The organism is Klebsiella sp. DY2415, assembly GCF_026314315.1.
Taxonomy (GTDB): Bacteria; Pseudomonadota; Gammaproteobacteria; order Enterobacterales; family Enterobacteriaceae; genus Klebsiella; species Klebsiella ornithinolytica.
In genome coordinates this window covers 4,078,044-4,099,388 of the sequence record NZ_CP111115.1, presented here as the reverse complement: position 1 = coordinate 4,099,388, position 21,345 = coordinate 4,078,044, and the positions used below count along the sequence as shown (strand labels likewise).

At 59.5% G+C, this 21,345-nt stretch carries 18 protein-coding genes; 7 read left to right on the top strand and 11 right to left on the bottom strand.

Annotation, left to right across the window (positions count from 1 at the left end):
• Positions 1-68 precede the first annotated feature (68 nt).
• Positions 69-1,535 carry a MocR-like pyridoxine biosynthesis transcription factor PdxR gene (gene pdxR, locus OQV00_RS19530; protein ID WP_015584943.1) on the bottom strand — a complete coding sequence of 489 codons (1,467 nt, stop codon included), beginning with the start codon at positions 1,533-1,535 and terminating at the stop codon, positions 69-71.
• A 232-nt stretch (positions 1,536-1,767) separates the two neighbouring features.
• On the opposite strand from pdxR, the gene OQV00_RS19525 reads away from it, so the two are divergent.
• Genes OQV00_RS19525 through OQV00_RS19510 form a run of 4 tightly spaced genes read left to right on the top strand, consistent with a single transcriptional unit; the run spans position 1,768 to position 4,743 of the window.
• Positions 1,768-2,619, top strand: a complete 852-nt coding sequence (locus tag OQV00_RS19525; RefSeq protein ID WP_004859243.1) for a transporter substrate-binding domain-containing protein — start codon at positions 1,768-1,770, stop codon at positions 2,617-2,619.
• Positions 2,620-2,667: 48 nt separating this feature from the next.
• Positions 2,668-3,309: an amino acid ABC transporter permease gene (locus OQV00_RS19520; RefSeq protein ID WP_015584941.1), complete on the top strand. Its 642-nt coding sequence runs from the start codon at positions 2,668-2,670 to the stop codon at positions 3,307-3,309.
• A gap of 14 nt (positions 3,310-3,323) precedes the next feature.
• On the top strand, positions 3,324-3,989 hold the full coding sequence (locus OQV00_RS19515; protein WP_004859249.1) for an amino acid ABC transporter permease: 666 nt from the start codon (positions 3,324-3,326) through the stop codon (positions 3,987-3,989).
• Positions 3,982-4,743 carry an amino acid ABC transporter ATP-binding protein gene (locus OQV00_RS19510; RefSeq protein WP_266279266.1) on the top strand — a complete coding sequence of 254 codons (762 nt, stop codon included), beginning with the start codon at positions 3,982-3,984 and terminating at the stop codon, positions 4,741-4,743. The genes OQV00_RS19515 and OQV00_RS19510 overlap by 8 nt, the downstream gene beginning before the upstream one ends.
• Positions 4,744-5,497: 754 nt before the next feature.
• Here the strand turns inward: OQV00_RS19510 and OQV00_RS19505 are convergent.
• Positions 5,498-6,262, bottom strand: a complete 765-nt coding sequence (locus tag OQV00_RS19505; RefSeq protein WP_004859254.1) for an SDR family NAD(P)-dependent oxidoreductase — start codon at positions 6,260-6,262, stop codon at positions 5,498-5,500.
• A 180-nt stretch (positions 6,263-6,442) separates the two neighbouring features.
• Between OQV00_RS19505 and OQV00_RS19500 the strand changes: the two genes are divergently transcribed.
• A complete protein-coding gene (locus tag OQV00_RS19500; RefSeq protein WP_004859258.1) occupies positions 6,443-7,780 on the top strand; it encodes an aspartate aminotransferase family protein in 1,338 nt (445 codons plus the stop codon).
• Positions 7,781-8,065: 285 nt separating this feature from the next.
• Here the strand turns inward: OQV00_RS19500 and OQV00_RS19495 are convergent, their stop codons facing one another.
• The 5 genes from OQV00_RS19495 to OQV00_RS19475 all read right to left on the bottom strand — a co-directional run bounded on the left by OQV00_RS19495 (position 8,066) and on the right by OQV00_RS19475 (position 13,105).
• Complete coding sequence (locus OQV00_RS19495) at positions 8,066-8,773, bottom strand: ABC transporter ATP-binding protein (protein WP_004859262.1); 708 nt, start codon at positions 8,771-8,773, stop codon at positions 8,066-8,068.
• Positions 8,760-9,596, bottom strand: coding sequence for an ABC transporter ATP-binding protein (locus OQV00_RS19490; protein WP_088884127.1), 837 nt, complete (start codon positions 9,594-9,596; stop codon positions 8,760-8,762). The genes OQV00_RS19495 and OQV00_RS19490 overlap by 14 nt, the downstream gene beginning before the upstream one ends.
• On the bottom strand, positions 9,589-10,422 hold the full coding sequence (locus tag OQV00_RS19485) for an ABC transporter permease (protein ID WP_004859268.1): 834 nt from the start codon (positions 10,420-10,422) through the stop codon (positions 9,589-9,591). The genes OQV00_RS19490 and OQV00_RS19485 overlap by 8 nt, the downstream gene beginning before the upstream one ends.
• Entirely contained in the window at positions 10,422-11,435 is a 1,014-nt protein-coding gene (locus OQV00_RS19480) for an ABC transporter permease (protein WP_004859271.1), read from the bottom strand. The genes OQV00_RS19485 and OQV00_RS19480 overlap by 1 nt, the downstream gene beginning before the upstream one ends.
• Before the next feature lie 101 nt (positions 11,436-11,536).
• Positions 11,537-13,105: an ABC transporter substrate-binding protein gene (locus OQV00_RS19475; protein WP_004859275.1), complete on the bottom strand. Its 1,569-nt coding sequence runs from the start codon at positions 13,103-13,105 to the stop codon at positions 11,537-11,539.
• A gap of 212 nt (positions 13,106-13,317) precedes the next feature.
• Here OQV00_RS19475 and OQV00_RS19470 point away from each other — a divergent pair, with 212 nt between their 5' ends.
• A complete protein-coding gene (locus tag OQV00_RS19470; RefSeq protein WP_054829304.1) occupies positions 13,318-14,013 on the top strand; it encodes a GNAT family N-acetyltransferase in 696 nt (231 codons plus the stop codon).
• A 518-nt stretch (positions 14,014-14,531) separates the two neighbouring features.
• Here the strand turns inward: OQV00_RS19470 and betA are convergent.
• Genes betA through betI form a run of 3 tightly spaced genes read right to left on the bottom strand, consistent with a single transcriptional unit; the run spans position 14,532 to position 18,306 of the window.
• Positions 14,532-16,214 carry a choline dehydrogenase gene (betA, locus tag OQV00_RS19465; RefSeq protein ID WP_015584937.1) on the bottom strand — a complete coding sequence of 561 codons (1,683 nt, stop codon included), beginning with the start codon at positions 16,212-16,214 and terminating at the stop codon, positions 14,532-14,534.
• 14 nt (positions 16,215-16,228) lie between these two features.
• Positions 16,229-17,701, bottom strand: a complete 1,473-nt coding sequence (betB, locus tag OQV00_RS19460) for a betaine-aldehyde dehydrogenase (RefSeq protein ID WP_266279263.1) — start codon at positions 17,699-17,701, stop codon at positions 16,229-16,231.
• 11 nt (positions 17,702-17,712) lie between these two features.
• Positions 17,713-18,306 carry a transcriptional regulator BetI gene (gene betI / locus OQV00_RS19455; protein WP_004859289.1) on the bottom strand — a complete coding sequence of 198 codons (594 nt, stop codon included), beginning with the start codon at positions 18,304-18,306 and terminating at the stop codon, positions 17,713-17,715.
• Between the two features lie 128 nt (positions 18,307-18,434).
• Between betI and OQV00_RS19450 the strand changes: the two genes are divergently transcribed.
• Positions 18,435-20,468, top strand: coding sequence for a choline transporter (locus tag OQV00_RS19450; RefSeq protein ID WP_004859293.1), 2,034 nt, complete (start codon positions 18,435-18,437; stop codon positions 20,466-20,468).
• Between the two features lie 75 nt (positions 20,469-20,543).
• Here the strand turns inward: OQV00_RS19450 and OQV00_RS19445 are convergent, their stop codons facing one another.
• Complete coding sequence (locus OQV00_RS19445) at positions 20,544-21,329, bottom strand: SDR family oxidoreductase (RefSeq protein WP_266279260.1); 786 nt, start codon at positions 21,327-21,329, stop codon at positions 20,544-20,546.
• Between the last annotated feature and the right edge of the window lie 16 nt (positions 21,330-21,345).

The following is a 21,345-nucleotide window of genomic DNA, read 5'->3' as shown; positions in this document are numbered from 1 at the left end:
ATGACGGCGCGCGCACCTTATTCGGGCTACGGGATGCTGGATGCGCGGGGGGCGACGACAGACTTCGTTTACCCCAGCTGCGCCAGCTGGTGGCACAGTACCTCGACGCCGGGCGCAATCGCATCGGGATTGATAGCGTGAAAGCCCATGCGGAAAAAATTTTCCGGCGGGTTGGCGTTGAGAAAATGGCGCGCGCCGGGTTCAATCAGCACCCCGGCATGGGCGGCTCGCCAGGTCAGCTGCTGGGTATTGATCTGTTTCGGTGTCGCCAGCCAGAAGGCATTGGCATGTTCACTCCCGGGAATAATCCGGCACTCCGGCAGGTAGCGGTGCAGCGCATTATTCAGCCGCTCCCAGCGCTGGGCGGAGTCAAAGTGGTAGCGGCGCAGGTGGGTTTCATAGTGCCCCTGGGCGAGAAAATGGGCCATCTGATACTGAATATTGGTGGGCGGGTGGCGGTAAATCAGCCGCCGCAGCGCGCGGGCTTCATCAATCAGGTCCGGGTCGGCCACCATAAATCCCAGCCGCAGGCCGGGAGACAGCGCCTTCGACAGGCTGCTGACGTAAATCACCCGCCCGCTACGGTCGCTGGCTTTCAGTGCCGGTAGCGGGTTCAGCATAAAATTACTTTCCGAGTCGTAATCATCTTCAACGATCACCGCATCGTGGCGGGCCGCATGTTCCAGCAGCTGGCCGCGCCGCGCCTGGCTCATCGCCACCCCCGTCGGCACCTGGTGGCCGGGGGTGACGTAGTAGTAATCGCAGGGAGCATCGTCGAGCACGATCCCTTCTTCGTCCACCGGGTGCGGCACGATGTCGGCGTCCGCCAGCAGGAAGGTATTAATCGCCTCGCGGAAGCAGGGATTCTCGACGCCGACCCGGGTTGTGGACGACATCAGCAGGCGGGTGAGCAGGTAGAGCGCGTTCTGCGAGCCGAGCGTAATCAGGATCTCATCCGCTGCGGCGACGATGCCGCGCTTGGGCAGCACCCGAGTGCGGATCTGCTCAATCAGCATCGGGACGTCCTGGTCGATGTGATCGACGACCCAGGCCGGATCGCGCACGCCGCCGTGCAGCCAGTTGGCCGCCGAACGCCAGGTGGTCAGCGGAAACTGGCGGGTATCCGGCTGGCCATAGATAAACGGATAGCGATAATTCATCCAGCCGGCGGGTTTAAGAATCGACTCCTGCTGGCTGGGAGTGATTTGCAGTCGCGCGCCCCAGCGTGGTGCAGCGCGCTCGTCATCCGGTGCATCCTGCACGGCAACCGTCGCGGCGGAATGCTGATAGTCGGGATGCAGATAGTATCCGCTGCGCGGACGGCTGATGAGATACCCTTCGCTGACCAGACTCTCAAAAACCAGCGCCGTAGTATTGCGCGATACCCGCAGCTGGCTGGCCAGCTGACGGCAGGAGGGCAGCGGCGTGTCGGCGGAAAAAATACCGCTCAGAATGGCGTTAACCAACGTCTCCCGCACCTGCTCCTGTAAACCGCGACGTTGGTCGAACTCGACGTGCAAAAGGTGACGGATCATGCGGGGCTCCTTACGTGAATACTCTGTCTACCCTGCAGCAAATTCCATACCACCCTGAAAAAGTCTGACACACGGACGCAACGAAACTGGCTCTATCCGGAAAACAAAAACGCTCCCTACAGTAAAAACGCATTCATCAGTCGCGGAACGGAACTTCCGTCGGCACAAGTTTTGCAAAACCTTTTCATGTTCGGGAATGAACACGTCTGGCGAATTAATTAGGGGTGGATTGATGAACAAATCGTTGGGTTCAATGTGTCTGGGCGCCGTTATGGCACTGGCTTTTTCTTATCACGCAGCGGCAGCAGATCTCCCGGAAATTGAAAAATCCGGCACCCTGAAAGTCGCGACCGAAGATGATTACGCGCCGTTTAACTTTATGAGCAACGGCCAGGCCGATGGCTTTAACAAAGATATGCTGGAGGAGCTACGCAAGTATGCGAAATTCCACGTCGACCAGAGCATCCTGCCTTGGACCGGCCTGTTAGCGGCGGTCTCCACCGGTCAGTACGATATGGCGTTAACCGGCGCGGTGATTACCGACGATCGACTTAAGGTCTTTGACTTCACGCCGCCGTGGGCCTCGGCGCAGCACTATTTTGTCAAGCGCGCTGGCGATAACTCTCTCAACACCATCGCCGATTTGAGCGGCAAAAAAGTGGGGCTGCAGGCGGGCAGCGCGCTGCTGGCGCGACTGCCTGAACTGAAAGCGATGCTGGAAAAAACCGGCGGCAAGCTCGGGCCGGTGGTGGAGTATCCCTCCTATCCGGAAGCCTACGCCGACCTTGCCAATAAGCGCCTCGATTACGTGATTAACGTGGTGATTTCCGTCAACGACCTGGCGAAAGCCAAACCGAAGGTCTTCGCCAAAGGACTGGCGGTGTCCGGCCCGGGCTATATGGCCTGGCCGATTCCGAAAAACTCACCGCAGCTTTTGGCCTACATGACCAAATTTATCAACCATATGCGCGAAACCGGCAAGCTTGCAGAGCTGCAGAAAAAATGGTTTGGCGAAACCTACGATAACCTCCCGACGGAAGCGATTACCAGCCCGGAACAGTTCCATAAACTGGCTGGTTTGTAACATTTTGCGGCGGGTCACCGCCGCGTTTTTAATCCACAGGAGGGCCATATGGATGTAATTTCCTGGCAGTTATTGATTGAAGGCGCATGGACGACCCTCTGGATTTCGGCCATCGCTATCGCCTTTGGGGTGGTGATTGGTCTGCTGATCGCGCTGGTGCGGATGCTGCGTCTGCCGATTATTGACCAGCTGCTGGTGGTCTATATCAGCCTGGCGCGCGCCACGCCGCTGGTGACGCTGGTGCTGTTTCTGTTTCTCTCGCTGCCGACGGTGGGGATTAATCTGGATAAAAACGTGGCGGCAATCGTGGCGCTGACCCTCAATACCTCGGCTTTTAACGCCGAAATCTGGCGCAATGCGTTCCGTACCTTCCCGCGTGAACAGCGTGAGGCGGCAGAATCCGTGGGGATGCGCCGCTGGACCTATTTTCGCTACATCATGCTGCCGCAAATGTGGATCGAAAGCCTGCCGGCGCTGGTGAACGAAATGTCTTTCCTGATTAAAGGCAGCCCGGCGATTGCGGTGATCGGCGTGGTCGATTTGACCCGCGTGACCAACCGCATCTCATCCGTCACCTATGAGCCCCTGTCGCCGATTCTTGCGGCGGGTCTGCTTTATGTCGTGATAATCGGCATGCTGCTGAAGCTGCAGGGACTGGCGGAACGTAAAGCGAAACGCCTGGCACGATAACAACCGGAGGATCTATGAATCAGTGGGCCATTATCTGGTCAGCGCGCGACAGCTTTATTGCCGGCCTGATCGCCACTCTTGAGCTATTCATTCTGGCCGCCGTTGTGGGGTTAGCCATTGGCATTGTGCTGTGCTATTTGACCGAATATCAAAAGCGCTGGCTTAACCGGGTGATTATCGGTTTTGTCAGCCTGATGCGCGCGATTCCGTTCTTAATCCTCGCCTATCTGCTCTATTACGGCCTGCCGGAAGTGGGGATCAGTATGGACGCCTGGAGTGCCGGCCTGGTGGCGCTGATGATCTACCACGGCGCCTATTTCTTTGAAATCCTGCGCAGCCAGCGTCGGGTCTTCTCCGCCGGATATATTGAGGCCGCGGTGGCGCAGGGCTTTTCACGTTACCAGATATACCGGCGGATTATTTTGCCGAATATCGTCTCATCGGCGCTGCCGCTGCTCGGCAACCAGCTGATTATTTGCCTGAAGGATACCGCTTTTCTCAGCATTATCACCGTTCAGGAAATTACCGCCGCGGCCAACAGCGTGCAGGCGACCTGGTTCATCCCGTTTAACGCTTTTATCGTCGCGATTGCACTCTACTGGGCGATCAGCATTTTGCTGGAGTTGCTGATTAAGCGACTGAGCGCCCTCGGAGCCAGAAGAGGAATGAGTCATGCCTGATACCACTGCAGTAAGCGTTAAAAACGTCTCTAAGCAGTTTGATAATATTGAAGTGCTACGCGATATCAACCTGACCGTCGAAAAGGGATCGGTGGTCAGTATTCTGGGGTCGTCAGGTTCCGGTAAATCGACGCTGCTGCGCTGCATGAACTGGCTGGAACAGCCGGACCGCGGGGAGATTCATATCGGCGGCCAGCGGCTGGGGATCGATGAACAGAATGGCAAAGCCATGTCCCATCGCCAGCTGTCGAAGATTCGTGAGCGGGTGGGGATGGTGTTCCAGAGCTTTAACCTGTGGCCGCACCTGACCGTGCAGCAGAACGTCAGCGAAGCGCTGCTCCACGTCAAAGGAATGAAGCGCGATGAAGCGTCTGCAATCGCCATACAGCAGCTGGAAAAGGTCGGGATGGCGCACAAGGCCGACGCCTGGCCGATTACCCTCTCCGGCGGGCAGAAGCAGCGGGTGGCCATTGCCCGTTCGCTGGCGATGTCGCCGGAAGTGATTCTGTTTGACGAGCCGACATCGGCGCTGGATCCCGAACTGGTCAACGAAGTGTTGGGAGTGATGAAGGCGCTGGCGGCGGAGGGCTACACCATGGTGGTGGTGACTCATGAGATGGATTTTGCCCGCCAGGTATCGGATGAAGTGGTGTTTCTCGAAAAAGGGCTGTTGATTGAGAAAGCGCCGCCGGAGAAATTTTTCACCAACCCGGATTCTGAACGCGTACGCCAGTTTTTGCAGAGCCGCCGCTAATACGAGGGGCCCGATCGCCTGCGGCCGCTCTCCCCGGTGGCGCTGTGCTTACCGGGGCTACGGGGTTGTGCGGTCGGGGAGTCTGGATAAGGCGCATAGTGCCGCTATCCGGGAAACTCTCCCGGTGGCGCTGCGCTTACCGGGGCTACGGGGTTGTGCGGTCGGGAAGTCTGGATAAGGCGCATCGCGCCGCCATCCGGGAAAATCTCCCGGTGGCGCTGCGCTTACCGGGGCTACGGGGTTGTGCGGTCGGGAAGTCTGGATAAGGCGCATCGCGCCGCCATCCGGGAAACTCCCCCGCTGGCGCTGCGCTTACCGGGGCTACGGGGTCGTGCGGTCGGGAAGTCTGGATAAGGCGCATCGCGCCGCTATCCGGGGAGGTGTTCCGGCAGCAAGGTATTTGGTTCCGTTCACCATCCATTCACAGAACTGTTTCATCGTGGCACGTTAACGGATAAAGGGGGAGAAACCCTCTCCCGCTTCACCATCCCCACGGTACGGCAAAGAAATCGGCGCTGCGCTCGCCTCCCGACGCTCAACGCGATGCTACTCGTTCCATCCCTGGCGTCCAGCCCCTGCCTGCCGAGCTCCGGTTCGCTGATTTCAGCGGATACCGGAGCATCGCGGGAAGTCTTGTTGTTGCAGAATGACTTAAGCTGCTGTCAGCGCTTTTCTCTGGCCGCAGGCGGCCGGAAACAGGTAGCCCCGGTAAGCGCAGCGCCACCGGGGAGAGATCAATCGGGCGGGTCTACAATCAATCCCGGTCAATAGCGAATGGCTGCCAGGCCTGGCGCACCGGCATCACTTCTACGCGGTTGATATTCATATGATCCGGTAAGGTGGCGATGTAGAACATCTGCCCGGCGATATCCTGCGCGCTCAGCGGGGTGGTGCCGCGATACAGATTATCGGATGCCGCCTGGTCGCCTTTAGTGCGCACGAGAGTGAATTCGGTCTCGGCAATGCCCGGCGCCAGATCGGTTACCCGCACCCCGGTACCGAGTAAATCGCAGCGCAGGTTGTAGCTGAACTGCTTCACAAACGCTTTGCTGGCGCCGTAGACGTGGCTGCCCGGATAGGGCCACTGACCGGCAATGGAGCCGACATTGATGATACTGGCGCCGGCGCCATGCTGAATGAGCGTTGGCAGCAGCGCGTGGGTGACGTTAACCAGGCCGGTAACGTTGGTATCGATCATCGTTTTCCAGTCCTGCAGGTCGACCTTCTGCGCCGGCTGCGGCGCCAGCGCCAGCCCGGCGTTGTTAATCAGCGTTTTGATATCGGCAAAGGCGGCGGGCAGCTCTGCCACCGCGGCGGCAACGGCCTCGCTGTCACGCACGTCCAGCTCGATAATATGTACCGGCACCAGCAGGCTCAGCCGGTCATACAGTTTTTGCAGGCGCGCCAGGCGGCGGCCGCTCAGCACCAGCGACCAGCCCGCTTCGGCAAACACCTGTGCCGCTGCCTCCCCAAAACCGGAGGTGGCCCCGGTAATAAACACTACGTTGTTGGTGGTCATTTCACTCTCCTGTGCGCATTGTTGCCCTCACTATAAAAACGCCGCGAGCGGCGACACAGGGCCAGTTGTCAGGTGGCGTTGTGACACGGTGTCACAACCTTTTCGAGCGACTGGCTCTATCCCTTTTTCCGTCGGGCGACCAATGATGGAGCCAACAACAATGACATCAGAGGGCAGGGTATGAAGCTGGCAATACAGAACGATGTAACGGTAAGCAACGATGACGTTCGCCAACTGGATCGCGCTTATGTTTTCCATTCGTGGTCGGTACAGGGCAACATCAACCCGCTGGTGATTGCCGGAGCCAGGGGCTGTGAACTGTGGGATTATGAAGGCAAAACCTACCTTGATTTCAGCAGTCAGCTGGTTAACGTCAATATCGGCTATCAGCACCCGCGCGTACTGGCGGCGATGAAAGCGCAGCTGGAGGAGCTGGTGACAATTGCGCCGGCGACCGCCAACCTCGCCCGCGGCGAAGCGGCGAAACGCATCGTCGAGCTGGCGCCGGAAGGCTTCAGCAAAGTGTTCTTTACCAATGCCGGAGCCGACGCCAACGAGAATGCTATCCGCATGGCGCGGCTCTATACCGGACGCGATAAAGTGCTGTCGGCCTATCGTTCATACCACGGCAATACCGGCAGCGCGATTGCCGCCACCGGCGACTGGCGCCGGGTGCCGAACGAGTACTCGCGCGGCCACGTTCACTTTTTCAACCCCTACCTCTATCGCAGCGAATTTAATGCCGTGACGGAAGAGGAGGAGTGTCAGCGCGCGCTGGCGCATCTGCGCAGAATCATTGAGTGCGAAGGCCCTGGCGCTATTGCCGCCATTTTGCTGGAGTCAATTCCCGGAACCGCTGGCATTCTGGTGCCGCCTGATGGCTATATGCAGGGCGTACGGGCGCTGGCCGACGAGTTTGGTATTGTGCTGATCCTTGATGAGGTGATGGCCGGGTTTGGCCGTACCGGCAGCTGGTTTGCCTTCGAGCAAGATGGCGTGGTGCCGGATCTGGTGACCTTTGCCAAAGGGGTTAACGCCGGGTATGTGCCTGCGGGCGGCGTGCTGATTAGCGACCCGATTGCCCGCTATTTTGACGACCATTTCTTTGCCGGTGGCCTGACCTACTCCGGCCATCCGCTGGCGATGGCGGCGATTGTGGCGACGATCGATGCCATGAAAGAGGAAAACATCGTCGAAAACGCGGCGCAGATGGGGAATCACGTCCTGCGTCCGGGGCTGGAGGCACTGGCGGAAAAACATGCGATCATTGGTCATGTCCGCGGCCGCGGGCTGTTCCAGGCGCTGGAGCTGGTCAGCGACCGCGAAGCTAAAACACCGCTAACCGCGGCGGATATGGCGGCGATTAAAGGGGCCTTAACCGAAGCCGGTCTGCTGGCCTTTGTGGTGGAAAACCGCATTCACGTGGTGCCGCCCTGTACCATCAGCGCCGAGCAGATTGCGAAAGGGCTGGCGATTTTTGACAGCGTATTCGCCCGCTTCGCTACGCTGGCGAAATAAGCCAACCTTGTTCCCGGATAGCGGCGCGATGCGCCTTATCCGGGCTACCCGACCGCACGACCCCGTAGCCCCGGTAAGCGCAGCGCCACCCGAGAGTTTCCCGGATAGCGGCGCCAGCGCCTTATCCGGGCTACCCGACCGCACGACCCCGTAGCCCCGGTAAGCGCAGCGCCACCGGGGAGTTTCCCGGATAGCGGCGCCAGCGCCTTATCCGGGCTACCCGACCGCACAATCCCGTAGCCCCGGTAAGCGCAGCGCCACCGGGGAGTTTCCCCGGATGGCGGGCTATCCCGCCATCCGGTGTTCACCTTTCACCAGCGCCTCGCGATCGAAGAAGCGCTGAATGACTCCCTCGGCCATAAATGCCGCCCGATCCGACATATGTGCAATCACATCGGCATCATGACTGACCAGCAGATAGGTCATGCCGTGCTCCTGCTTCAATCGGTTCAACAGATTGAGAATTTCCGCCTGTACCGACATATCCAGCGCCGAGGTGGGCTCATCTAACAGCAGGATCTGCGGGCGCAGCAGCAGCGCGCGCGCAATGGCCACGCGCTGGCGCTGGCCGCCGGAAAGCTGATGCGGATAACGACGCGCGGCGTCGGCGGGGAGCCCCACCTGTTCCAGCGCGGTATCGACCCGCTGCCGGATGGCGTCGAGACCGTGGATTTTCAGCGGTTCGGCCAGGGTACGCCACAGCGTATGGTTGGGGTGCAGAGAGGCATAGGGATCCTGAAACACCATCTGCACGTTGCGGCGCAGCTCGCCCTGAAAACGAACGCCGGGGGCTATCGCTTTGCCAAACAGCTGAACGCCGCCGCGCCACTCGCGCTGTAGCCCGGCGAGAACCCGCAGAATCGTCGATTTTCCGCAGCCGGAGGCGCCGATCAGGCTGAAAGTTTCCCCGGCCTCAACGCTGAAGCTGGCGGCGGACACCGCCGTTTTTTCCGCAAAAATGACCTGCAATGCATCGAGATTAACGACTGCCATGCGCCGCCTCCGTAAAGTCCAGTGTTCTGTCGAGAGTGGGCAGCATCTGGCCGTAGGTGCTCGCATCGGGACGACAGGTCCACAGCGTACGGGTGTAGGGATGCGTGGCCTGAGGCAGCTCGCGGGCGGGCATCTCATCGACCTGCGCCCCCTGGTACATCACCAGTACCCGGTGGCAATGTTGCGCCACCAGCGGCAGATCGTGGCTGATCAGCAGCATCGCCATTTGCCGCTGCTCGCACTGTTCCACCAGCAGTTCGAGGATCTGATTGCGCAGGCGGGAATCGAGCGCCGAGGTCGGCTCGTCGGCAATCAGCACCTTCGGGTTGTTCAACAGCGCAATGGCGATCATCACCCGTTGCCCCATCCCGCCAGAGAGTTCGCCGGGGTAGCGGCTGAGTACGGGTAAATCGAGGCCGACGGCGGCAACGGCGGCTTTCACCGCCTCCTGCCGCGCGCGGCGGCTCAGGCGCTGATGCAGCGTTAATGCCTCTTCCAGCTGTGCCTGAATGGTCTGTACCGGATTCAGCGCATAGCGCGGATCCTGCAGCACCATGGCGATATCGTTGCCGCGCAGCGCGCGCCAGTGGCGATCGTTGAGGGTCAGAAGATCGTGTCCCAGCACGTTCAGCGTTTCTGCGCTGACCACGCCCGGACGACGCACCAGTCCCATCAGCGCGCGGGCGGTCATTGATTTGCCGGAACCGGATTCGCCCACCAGCGCCAGCCGCTCGTTGCCGAGCGTAAAGCTGACGTTATTCACCACCCGGGCAGAGGGGTAGTCGATGCTTAACCCCTGAACGGTGAGTCGGGTATCAGTCATGTTGCGGCTCCAGAACATCGCGCAGGCCGTCGCCCAGCAGGTTAAAGGCCAGGCTGGCTATCAGGATCACCGCCCCGGGCGCGGCGGCAATCCACCACTGATCGAAAATGACCTGCATTCCGTCGGCGATCATCGCCCCCCATTCCGCCATCGGCGGACGCGCGCCGAGACCGAGGAAACCGAGCCCGGCGGCGGCGAGAATAATGCCGGCGAGATCCAGCGCCAGGCGCACGATGGCGGAAGGCAGGCACAGCGGTAAAATATGGCCAGTCAGCAGCCGCCAGCCGCGAATGCCCATCATTTCCGCCGCGGCCAGATAATCGCTATGGCGCAGACGTTGAATTTCGCTCCGCGCCTGGCGAGCGTAGGCGGGCCAGGTGGTGAGCGCCAGTGCCAGCGCACCGTTAACCAACCCAGGCCCCAGCATGGCGACAAAGGCAAAGGCGAGGATCAGCCGCGGCATTGACATCACCACGTCGGTAAATCGCATCAGAATACGCTCCAGCCAGCCGCCGTAATAGCCGGAAAGTATCCCCACCAGCAGACCGGCGGGGAGCGTAATCAGCGTGACTAACGCCACCAGCCCCAGCGCCGGGCGCGCGCCGTAAATCAGGCGAGAGAGCAGGTCGCGGCCATAGCTGTCGGTGCCGAGCCAGTGCCGGGCATCGGGGCTTTGCAGGCGTGCCGCGGCATCCTGCCAGTTGGGATCGAGCGGCGCCAGCCACGGCGCGAACAGCGCCACCAGCAGGAGCAGCGCGATGACGATCAGCCCGAAAAAGGCGGCGGGGGAGCGACGCAGACGACGCAAAAACAGATAAGCCGGCATCAGCGTACCCTCGGGTCGGTCAACCGCACCAGCAGGTCGGTGAGATTGTTAATGAACACAAAGCTGGCGCCAATCAGCAGCGTACCGCCCATGATCGCCGTGGTATCCCCGGCGAACAGCGCGGTAGTCAGGTAGCGGCCAATTCCCGGCCATGAGAAGACGGTTTCCGTCAGCACCGCGCCTTCCAGCATCGAGGTCCAGGCCAGGGCGATGACCGTCAGCAGAGTGCCGCGAATGTTGGGGAGTACGTGCCGCAGCAGAATCGTCATTTCGCTGGCCCCTTTGGCGCGCGCCAGCAGGATGTACTCTTTATTCATCTCGCTGAGGCAGGCGGAACGCGTCAGACGGGTGATGCTGGCCAGCGAATAGTATCCCAGCAGCAGCACCGGCAGCAGCAGATGGCCAATGGCGTTTTTGAAGGCCTCTTTATCGCCAGAGAGCCAGGTATCAATCAGCACGAAGCCGGTTCGCGGTTCGACGGTATATTGATAGATATCGTCCAGTCGCCCGGGGCCCGGCGTCCACTGCAATTTGGCGTAGAACAACGCCAGCATCAGCAGCCCGAGCCAGAAAATGGGAACCGAGTTGCCGATCAAGGTCAAGGTGCGTACCGCCAGATCCCACGGCGAACCGGCGTAGCGGGCGCACAGCACGCCGGCAATCACCCCGAACAGCGCCCCGACGATCAGCGCCAGGGTGGCCAGTTCGAGGGTGGCGGGAAAGGTGGCGAGCAGGTCGTGCAGCACCGGCTGGCCGGTGGAGCTGGCCGTGCCGAGGTCGCCGTGGGCAAGGTTAACCAGATAGTGCCAGAACTGCACCGGCAGCGGGCGATCGAGCCCGAGCTGGTGGCGAACCTGATCATAGGTCGACTGGCTGGCATGATCGCCGACGATTTGCAGCACCCGATCGACAGGTGAAAACGCGGAAAGCGCGAACGTGACGAGCAACAGCCCAAAGAGCGTGAGTAGCAGGGTAAGCAGCCCCTGAAGCACGCGCGTGGAAAGATGTGGCATGGGAAGTCTCTTCATACCGGGAGGCGGCTTCGCCTTACCCGGCCTACAAAAAACGAGAACCCGGGCCGGGTAAGCGCAGCGCCACCCGGCAACAAGGGAAATTACTTGGTGACGTTATCGTACCAGACCATATCGGCGTTGAGGCCCTGCTGATAGCCTTTGACGTTATCGCGGACCACGATCTGCGTTTTCCCTTGGTCAACAAATACATACGGCGAACTGCGCTGCAGCTCTTCCTGCATTTTTTTGTACAGATCGAGGCGTTTTGCCGGATCCGCTTCGGCGACCGCCGCCTGGGTTTCTTTATTTAGCTGCGGGATCTGCCAGCCGTTGAGACCGGCAACGGTGCTGGATTTACCATCATTCCACGCGAAGGCGCTGGCGTTGGAGTGGGCGTCAAAATAGTCCGGGATCCACAGGCGAATAGCTGCCTGGTGCTGCTTCGCGCGCACGCGGGCATACACTTGGCTGCCCGCTGCCGGCAGCAGGTCAATCTTCACGCCGCCCTGGGCAAAGCTGGCCTGCATCGACTGGGCGATAGTAATGAACGGCGGTTTGTTCTCGACATCAAGAGTGAAGTGCGCGTCCTTAATCCCCGCTTTGGCGAGAATCGCTTTGGCCTTCTCCGGGTCAAATTTGAACGGATTATTATCCAGCGCGCCCGGCAGACCAACCGGCAGGAAGCTCTGATGCACAAAATACTGGCCTTTAAGCAGATCTTTGGTGATGCCGTCGTAGTCCACCAGCCAGCGCGCGGCTTCCCACAGGGCCGGGTTTTTCAGCAGCGGGTTAGCGCTGTTGCCGGTGTTGAATGCCAGGTAATTCTGCTCGGCGGAGGGAATGCTCAGCACGTTAACGCCGGGTTTCCCCTGCAGGGCGGCTATCTGATCGGCGCCGAGATCGCGGGCGATATCGGCATCACCCTGTTGAATCAGCAGGCGGCGAGAGGCCGGATCGGGGACGTTTTTAATAATGATGCTTTTCAGCTTCGGCGCCCCGGTAGGCGAGCTGTTGTTGGCCTCCAGCACGATGGCCTGATGCGGCTGATAGACGCGCATTTTGAACGCGCCGCTGCCCGCCGAGTGCATTTTCAGCCAGCTGTTACCGAAATCGTTGTCTTTGACGTTCGGCGCCACCAGCTTTTCATCCACGATGGAGGCGATCGGCGTGGAGAGGATATTCAGCGCGACCGCCGGACTGACGTCAGCGGTCCAGTGCAGCTGCAGCGTATGGTCATCGACCTTTTTCAGCTGGCTGGCGATGTTGTCCGGCTGCCAGCCGAGGACGTTGAGGATAAACGCGGGGGACTTATTCAGCGTCACCGCGCGGGTATAGGAGAAGATAATGTCTTCCGGACGCAGCGGGTTGCCCGAGGCAAATTTGGCATCGGGCTTCAGCTTGATGGTCAAGGTTTTCGCCGCCGGGTCGGCCTGCCAGCTTGCGGCCAGAATCGGGGTGATTTTTTCAGGGTTGTCGCGATCTGGCTGAACCAGGCGCTGGTAGAGACTCGGTACCGTCTGAATGCTGGAAAGCTCATTGGCTTCTGCCGGGTCGAGGCTGACGATGTCGTCAAGACCCTGGGCAACGACCAGGGTGGAGGGCGGTGTCGCGGCATGGACGGCGGCGGAGAGTGCGGTCAGCACCAGTAAAGACAGCAGTTTTTTGGTCATGTGCAATCCCTGAAAAAATGTTGTTTTGATTATTTATGCTTCGCTACGTTAGGCCGCTTCCCCGCAGTCGTAAAGTCAAAATACGGATAAGCTTATGCTTAAAAAGAATAATCCATAGCGCTGGGTTATTAATGAAAAAAAGCGGCGGCGCGCTTTTTGTCCGCCGCGCTTCTTGATATAACAATTTCATTACAATTCAACGGGGTGCGGGCATGCCGGAAATCAATCAATATGGTCAGGTGGTGAATGATGTTGTCGCAGACTGGCAGGGGGCCAGGATCCTGAAACGCACGCCGTTAAGCGGGCGCTTTTGCCGGCTTGAGCCGCTGGAGGTGCAGCGCCATGCCGCCGATCTGTTCGCCGCCTACGCGTTGGGAGATGAGAGCGACTGGACATGGCTGGCCAGCACCTGTCCGGCAAGCGTGGAAGCGACGACCCACTGGGTGGCAGGTAAAGTCAACGATGATGCGCTGGTGCCGTTTGCGGTTATCGATCTGCAGACCGAGCGGGCTGTTGGGCTGGTTAGCTATATGGCCATCGATCGGGCAATGGGGACCGTTGAAATCGGCCATGTGACCTGGTCGCGGAAGATGAAGAACACGCCGCTGGGCACGGAAGCGGTATGGCTGTTGCTGAAAAATGCCTTCGGGCAGGGCTATCGCCGGCTGGAGTGGAAATGTGATTCGATGAATATTGCTTCACGACGGGCGGCGGAGCGCCTGGGTTTTACCTGGGAAGGGTGTCTGCGGCAAAAAATGGTGCGGAAAGGGCGCACCCGCGATAGCGACCAGCTGTCGATTATTGATAGCGAGTGGGCGGCGCGGGATGCGGCGCTGCGCGCATGGCTGGCGGCGGAGAATTTTGATGGTGAAGGGAGACAGCTGAAGCGACTGGAGGATTTTCGCTGATTGCAGCCAGCGGACAATGTGTGTGCATCGGGAATTGCCCGGCGGCGCTTCGCTTGCGCGGGCCTACCTCATATTTTGATGGTGAAGGCAGACAGCTGAAGCGGCTGGAGGATTTTCGCTGATTGCAGCCAGCGGACAAAGTGCGTGCATCGGGAATTGCCCGGCGGCGCTTCGCTTGCGCGGGCCTACCCCATATTTTGATGGTGAAGGGAGACAGCTGAAGCGGCTGGAGGATTTTCGCTGATTGCAGCCAGCGGGCAATGTGTGTGCATCGGGAATTGCCCGGCGGCGCTTCGCTTGCGCGGGCCTACCTCCAGTCAGTCAATCTTTCTTATTCACAAATACGGCGGCGCTTCGCCTGCATGGGCCTACCGGCGCAGTGCCGGTAGGCAGGTAAGGGCTTCGCGACAAACAGGGGCGGTAGACTGATTCTACGGAACAGACTCGCTGTCGTAGGCCGGGCAAGGCGTCAGCCGCCGCCCGGCAGAGATGACAGAACACAAGCCCGAGCAGGCTTGCTATCCCTTAACAGCGGCCTGACGACGCACCGGCGCGCCGTTCGCCACATAATAGCGCGCCGTGCTGCGCGGCAGCGGCGCGCGGCCGCGAATGGCATCGGCTATCTTCTCGCCAATCATGATGGTGGTGGCGTTGAGGTTGCCGGTGATGATCTGCGGCATAATCGACGCATCCACTACCCGCAGCCCTTCCAGACCGTGAACCCGACCCTCGCCATCGACCACCGCCATTTCGTCATAGCCCATTTTACAGGTCCCGCAGGGATGGAAAGCGGTCTCGGCGTGATTACGCACGAACTCATCCAGCTCGGCATCGCTCTGGCACGCCAGACCCGGGCTGATTTCCCGGCCGCGATATTTATCCAGCGCCGGCTGGTTCATGATGTCGCGAGTGATGCGGATCGCGTCGCGGAACTCCTGCCAGTCCTGTTCGCTGGACATATAGTTGAACAGAATTGCCGGATGCTCATGCGGGTCGCGTGATTTCAGGCGCACATGGCCGCGGCTGGGCGAACGCATGGAGCCGACGTGGCACTGGAAGCCGTGCTCTTTCACCGCATTCGAACCGTTGTAGTTAATCGCCACCGGCAGGAAGTGATACTGAATATTCGGCCACGCAAACGCCTCCCGGCTGCGAATAAACCCGCCCGCTTCAAACTGGTTGCTGGCGCCGATGCCGGTCCCGCCGAACAGCCATTCAGCGCCAATTTTCGGCTGATTCCACCATTGCAGCGCCGGATAGAGCGACACCGGCTCCTTGCACTCGTATTGCAAATACATCTCCAGGTGGTCCTGCAGGTTTTCACCGACGCCGGGCAGGGCGTGCACCAGCGGGATATCAAACTGGCGTAGCAGTTCGGGATCGCCGACGCCGGAACGTTGCAGAATCTGCGGCGAAGCGATGGCTCCCGCGCAGAGCAGCACTTCTTTACTGGCCGTTGCTTTTGACGGCGCGGTGCTATCGCCCTCCAGCCACTCCACGCCTACCGCGCGCTTACCGGCAAAAATAATATGGTCGGTCAGCGCATGGGTGCGAATCGTCAGGTTTGGGCGCGCGCGGGCCTGGTCAAGATAGCCGCGGGCGGTACTGGCCCGGCGTCCCTGCGGGGTCACGGTGCGATCCATCGGTCCGAATCCCTCCTGCTGGTAGCCATTGAGATCGTCGGTGCGCGGATAGCCGGCCTGGACACCGGCTTCCACCATGGCATGGAACAGCGGATTATTATTCTGCTTCGGCGTGGTGACGCTCACCGGGCCATCGCCGCCGTGGTAGTCGTTGGCGCCGATATCGCGGGTTTCCGCTTTGCGGTAGTAGGGCAGACAGTCAAGATAGCTCCACTGCTCAAGCCCAGGCGCGGTGGCCCAGTTGTCGAGGTCCATTGCATTACCGCGGATGTAGCACATGCCGTTAATCAGCGACGAGCCGCCGAGCCCCTTGCCGCGACCGCACTCCATGCGCCGGTTATTCATATGCGGTTCGGGTTCGGTCTCGTAGGCCCAGTTATAGCGTCGGCCCTGTAGCGGAAAAGCCAGCGCGGCGGGCATCTGGGTGCGGAAATCAAAACGATAATCCGGGCCGCCGGCTTCCAGCAGCAGGACGGTGGTATGAGGATCTTCCGTCAGTCGTGTCGCCAGTACGTTGCCGGCAGAGCCGGCACCAATAATGATGTAGTCAAATTGCAAAAATGACCTCCTGGTTAAAATATGGATTGAAACTGACCCATCTCAACCTGGATGGATTTCACCTGGGTGTAGCTCTGGAGCGTCATCACGCCGTTTTCGCGGCCGATACCGGAGTGCTTATAGCCGCCGACCGGCATCTCCGCCGGGGACTCTCCCCAGCTGTTGATCCAGCAGATCCCGGCCTCAAGCTGATGAATGATGCGGTGGGCGCGGTTTAAATTCGCCGTCACCACGCCGGCGGCAAGGCCGTATTCGGTGGCGTTGGCGCGGCGAATCACTTCTGCCTCATCGTCATAGGTCAGAATCGACATCACCGGGCCAAAGATCTCTTCGCGTACGATGGTCATATCATCGCGGCAGTCGCTAAATACCGTGGGGGCGACCCACGCGCCGCTGGCGAAGTCATCGCCTTGCAGCACACCGCCGCCGCACAGCAGACGCGCCCCTTCCTGCTTACCGCTGGCGATATAGCGCAGGACATTTTCGCGATGCGGGAAGCTCACCAGCGGACCGAAGTTGGTTGTTTCCTCAAACGGGTCGCCGGGACGAATCCGCGCCACGCGGGTGAGAATTTTTTCCTCGAACGCCGCTTTAGCCCGCGTCGGAATAAACACCCGGGTACCGTTGGTGCAGACCTGGCCGGAGCTGTAGAAGTTGGCCATCATCGCGATATCGGCGGCGAGGTCGAGATCGGCATCGTCGCAGACAATCAGCGGCGACTTGCCCCCCAGCTCCATGGTCACCTCTTTCAGCGATGAGGCGGCGGAGTTGGCCATCACTTTTTTGCCGCTGGCGACGCCGCCGGTAAAGGAGATTTTGGCAATGTCCGGATGTTCGGTCAGGTACTGCCCGGTTTCGGCGCCGATGCCCGGCAGGACGTTAAATACGCCGTCCGGCAGGCCGGCTTCGCGGTAGATTTCCGCCAGCTTCAGGGCGGTGAGCGGGGTGACTTCACTCGGTTTAAAAATCATGGCGTTACCGGCGGCCAGCGCCGGAGCGGATTTCCACAGCGCGATCTGAATCGGGTAGTTCCAGGCGCCGATCCCGGCCACGACACCGAGCGGCTCGCGGCGGGTATAGATGAATGAACTATCGCGCAGCGGGATCTGACTGCCTTCGAGCGCCGGGATCAGTCCGGCGTAATACTCCAGCACATCGGCGCCGGTGACGATATCGACATGGGCGGTTTCGCTCAGCGGTTTACCGGTATCCAGCGTCTCCAGCCGCGCCAGTTCGTCGTTACGCTCGCGCAGAATATCCACCGCTTTGCGCAGGATACGCGAACGTGCCATGGCGCTCATCGCCGCCCAGATTTTTTGCCCTTGTTGGGCGCTCTTTACCGCCCGGTCGATATCGTCGCGACCCGCGGCCTGGACTGTCGCCAGTACTTCCCCGTTGGCAGGGTTGAGGGTCTCGAAGGTTTTCCCGCTGGTGGCAGGGACGTAACCACCGTGGATATAAAGCTGCTGTTCGGCCATTCGGGACATGGTTTCCTCCATTATTGAGACGTCGGTGGCAGATACTGGCTGATGAAATGGTCGGCGAGCGTTTCGGCGCGGGCTTTATCGAGCGGTTTACCGCTCAGCGCCGCGCGTAGCCACAGTCCGTCGATTAAGGCGGCGAGACCATAACCGGCCTCCTGCGCCTGCTGGCGCGGCAGCTCGCGCTGAAATTCATAGACGATGTTCGACAGCAGACGTCGGCTGCAGACCTGCTGCAGACGGTAGAGCATCGGTTGATGCATGCTGCTGGCCCAGAAGGCGAGCCAGGCTTTCATCGCCGCGCTGCTTATCTGGCTGTCGTCGAAATTACCCGCCACGATGGCCCGCAGCCGCCGTTCGGCGCTGGCGCCCGGCAGCGCGTGCAAACGGCTCAGTACCGCCAGCCGGAGCTGGCCGGTGATGTCGCGCATCGTTGCTTCCAGCAGACCGTTCTTATCCTTGAAATAGTGACTAATGATGCCGGTCGATACGCCCGCCCGTCGGGCAATTTGCGCGATAGTGGCATCGTGCATTCCCACCGCGTTTATCGCCTCGAGGGTGGCGTCAATAAGCTGCCGCTGGCGTATCGGTTGCATCCCCAGTTTGGGCATTTCCTTGGTTCCATTCATCAGATTTGTTTATCTATTAAAGCGGTTTTTGATTGGACGTTCAATATAAAATGTGTCTTAATTGTTGCGGTTTTGGATTTTAATAGTTACAAAAACAGTGAGGATACTGGATGACAGACCTTTCGCCGAGCAGAGAAAAGGACAAAATCAATCCGGTGGTTTTTTATACTTCCGCCGGACTGATTTTGTTGTTTTCCCTGATGACTATCTTCTTCAGCGATTTTTCCGCGGCCTGGATTGGCCGTACCCTGAACTGGGTTTCAACGACTTTTGGCTGGTACTATTTGCTGGCGGCCACGCTGTATATCGTGTTTGTGGTCTGCATTGCCTGCTCGCGCTTCGGTTCGGTGAAGCTCGGGCCTGAGCACTCCAAACCGGAGTTCAGCATGCTGAGCTGGGCGGCGATGCTGTTTGCCGCCGGTATCGGTATCGACCTGATGTTCTTCTCGGTCGCCGAACCGGTCACCCAGTATATGCAGCCGCCGGAAGGGGCCGGGCAGACCATGGAGGCCGCGCGTCAGTCGATGGTCTGGACCTTGTTCCACTACGGGCTGACCGGCTGGTCGATGTATGCTCTGATGGGTATGGCGCTAGGATACTTTAGCTATCGTTATAATTTGCCGCTCACCATACGCTCCGCCCTCTATCCCATTTTCGGTAAAAAAATCGATGGTCCCATCGGCCATAGCGTGGATATTGCGGCGGTGGTCGGGACCATTTTTGGGATTGCCACGACGCTGGGGATCGGGGTCGTACAGCTTAATTATGGTCTGAACGTGCTGTTTGATATTCCGGATTCGCTGGGGGCGAAAGCGGCGTTGATTGTCCTGTCGGTGATAATCGCCACGATTTCGGTGACCTCCGGGGTCGATAAAGGGATTCGTATTCTCTCCGAACTGAACGTGGTGCTGGCGCTGGGGCTGATTCTGTTCATCTTGTTTATGGGCGATACCGAGTTTCTGATGAACGCGCTGGTGCTGAACGTTGGCGACTACGTGAACCGCTTTATGGGCATGACCCTCAACAGCTTCGCTTTCGATCGCCCGGTCGAGTGGATGAACAACTGGACGCTGTTTTTCTGGGCCTGGTGGGTTGCCTGGTCACCGTTTGTGGGGCTGTTCCTGGCGCGTATCTCGCGTGGGCGCACCATTCGTCAGTTTGTGCTGGGGACGCTGATTATTCCGTTTACCTTCACCTTACTCTGGCTGTCGGTCTTCGGTAACAGCGCGCTGTACGAAATTATTCACGGCAATGTCGCCTTTGCCGAAGAGGCGATGGCTCATCCGGAGCGCGGCTTCTATAACCTGCTGGCCCAGTACCCGGCCTTTACCTTCAGCGCCTCGGTCGCCACCATCACCGGGCTGCTGTTCTATGTGACTTCCGCTGACTCAGGGGCGCTGGTGCTGGGGAACTTCACCTCGAAACTCAAAGATATCAACAGCGATGCGCCGAACTGGCTGCGTATCTTCTGGTCGGTTGCTATCGGTCTGCTGACCATCGGAATGCTGATGACCAACGGGATTTCGGCGCTGCAGAACACCACGGTGATCATGGGGCTGCCGTTTAGTTTCGTGATCTTCTTTGTGATGGCGGGGTTGTATAAATCATTGAAGGTCGAAGATTATCGCCGCGAGAGCGCCAGTCGCGATACCGCCCCGCGTCCGCTCGGCGTGCAGGATCGACTGAGCTGGAAGAAACGCCTGTCGCGGTTGATGAACTATCCGGGAACCCGCTATACGCGTCAGATGATGGAGACGGTGTGCTACCCGGCGATGGAGGAGGTGGCGCAGGAGCTTAAATTGCGCGGCGCCTATGTGGATCTGAAAAGTTTACCGCCGGAGGAGGGGGATAATCTGGGCCATCTCGACCTGCTGGTGCATATGGGCGATGAACAGAATTTTGTCTATCAGATCTGGCCGCAGCAGTATTCGATTCCGGGCTTCACCTACCGGGCGCGCAGCGGTAAATCGACCTACTATCGTCTGGAAACTTTCCTGCTGGAGGGCAGCCAGGGCAACGACCTGATGGACTACAGCAAGGAGCAGGTGATCACCGATATTCTCGATCAGTACGAGCGTCACCTGAACTTTATCCACCTGCACCGGGAAGCGCCGGGGAACAGCGTGATGTTTCCCGGGATGTAGGCGGCGGACGGTGGAGTGAGGAAAAAGGCGCCCTGTGGGCGCCTTTTTTCGAGCGAATGTCGCGATATGCGCGGCTTACCAGCAGATAAATCCGCCATCAACGACCAAATCAACGCCGGTACAAAATGAGGCGGCGTCGCTGGCGAGAAACAGAGCCGGCCCCGCCATCTCTTCAACTTTTGCCATGCGCTGAATGGGCGTCTGGTTTTCAAATTCGCGGGTCTGATGGACCATTTCAGGACGGGTATTCATCGGCGTCGCGGTGTAACCCGGGCTCATTGAGTTGACGCGAATCCCTTTGCCGACCCACTCCATGGCAAGGCTTTTAGAGAGATGAATCACGCCGGCTTTGGCGCTGTTGTAATGCGCCTGTTCTAGCCCGCGGTTAACGATAATTCCCGACATCGAGGCAATATTAATAATCGAGCCGCCGCCGGATTCCAGCATCAGTTCCGCTTCCGCTTTACAGGAGTTCCAGACGCCGGTGAGATTGATATCAATAACCCGCTGCCACTGTTCCGTCTCCATCTCCAGCGCCGGGTTGGCGTTGGCGATACCGGCGGCATTGACGGCGATATCGAGACGGCCGAAGCGACTTTTGGCCAGCGCGACGCCAGCGCGAAGATCGCTTAGCTGGCGCACATCCCCGGTATAAAAGCAGGCTTCGCTGCCTATCGCTTCAATATGACGCACGGTTTCGGCAAGTCCCCCGTCTTCGCGCAAATCGAAACCGACGACGCGCGCGCCCGCGCTGGCGAGCCCGTAAGCAATCATCTGGCCAATACCACTGCCCGCGCCGGTGACAAAGGCAACGCGGTCCTGCAGGTTAAACAACTGTTGAGCAAAATCTTTTGCGATCATAGTGATTACTCTTCTG

What these genes read in the sequence shown, in the direction of transcription:
- OQV00_RS19525 (WP_004859243.1), top strand. Translation starts at nt 1,768, where the DNA reads ATGAACAAATCGTTGGGTTCAATGTGTCTGGGCGCCGTTATGGCACTG.
- OQV00_RS19520 (WP_015584941.1), top strand. Translation starts at nt 2,668, where the DNA reads ATGGATGTAATTTCCTGGCAGTTATTGATTGAAGGCGCATGGACGACC.
- OQV00_RS19500 (WP_004859258.1), top strand. Translation starts at nt 6,443, where the DNA reads ATGAAGCTGGCAATACAGAACGATGTAACGGTAAGCAACGATGACGTT.
- OQV00_RS19495 (WP_004859262.1), bottom strand. Translation starts at nt 8,773, where the DNA reads ATGGCAGTCGTTAATCTCGATGCATTGCAGGTCATTTTTGCGGAAAAA.
- OQV00_RS19450 (WP_004859293.1), top strand. Translation starts at nt 18,435, where the DNA reads ATGACAGACCTTTCGCCGAGCAGAGAAAAGGACAAAATCAATCCGGTG.
- pdxR (WP_015584943.1), bottom strand. Translation starts at nt 1,535, where the DNA reads ATGATCCGTCACCTTTTGCACGTCGAGTTCGACCAACGTCGCGGTTTA.
- betB (WP_266279263.1), bottom strand. Translation starts at nt 17,701, where the DNA reads ATGTCCCGAATGGCCGAACAGCAGCTTTATATCCACGGTGGTTACGTC.
- OQV00_RS19515 (WP_004859249.1), top strand. Translation starts at nt 3,324, where the DNA reads ATGAATCAGTGGGCCATTATCTGGTCAGCGCGCGACAGCTTTATTGCC.
- OQV00_RS19480 (WP_004859271.1), bottom strand. Translation starts at nt 11,435, where the DNA reads ATGCCACATCTTTCCACGCGCGTGCTTCAGGGGCTGCTTACCCTGCTA.
- OQV00_RS19470 (WP_054829304.1), top strand. Translation starts at nt 13,318, where the DNA reads ATGCCGGAAATCAATCAATATGGTCAGGTGGTGAATGATGTTGTCGCA.
- OQV00_RS19445 (WP_266279260.1), bottom strand. Translation starts at nt 21,329, where the DNA reads ATGATCGCAAAAGATTTTGCTCAACAGTTGTTTAACCTGCAGGACCGC.
- OQV00_RS19490 (WP_088884127.1), bottom strand. Translation starts at nt 9,596, where the DNA reads ATGACTGATACCCGACTCACCGTTCAGGGGTTAAGCATCGACTACCCC.
- betI (WP_004859289.1), bottom strand. Translation starts at nt 18,306, where the DNA reads ATGCCCAAACTGGGGATGCAACCGATACGCCAGCGGCAGCTTATTGAC.
- OQV00_RS19475 (WP_004859275.1), bottom strand. Translation starts at nt 13,105, where the DNA reads ATGACCAAAAAACTGCTGTCTTTACTGGTGCTGACCGCACTCTCCGCC.
- OQV00_RS19510 (WP_266279266.1), top strand. Translation starts at nt 3,982, where the DNA reads ATGCCTGATACCACTGCAGTAAGCGTTAAAAACGTCTCTAAGCAGTTT.
- OQV00_RS19505 (WP_004859254.1), bottom strand. Translation starts at nt 6,262, where the DNA reads ATGACCACCAACAACGTAGTGTTTATTACCGGGGCCACCTCCGGTTTT.
- OQV00_RS19485 (WP_004859268.1), bottom strand. Translation starts at nt 10,422, where the DNA reads ATGCCGGCTTATCTGTTTTTGCGTCGTCTGCGTCGCTCCCCCGCCGCC.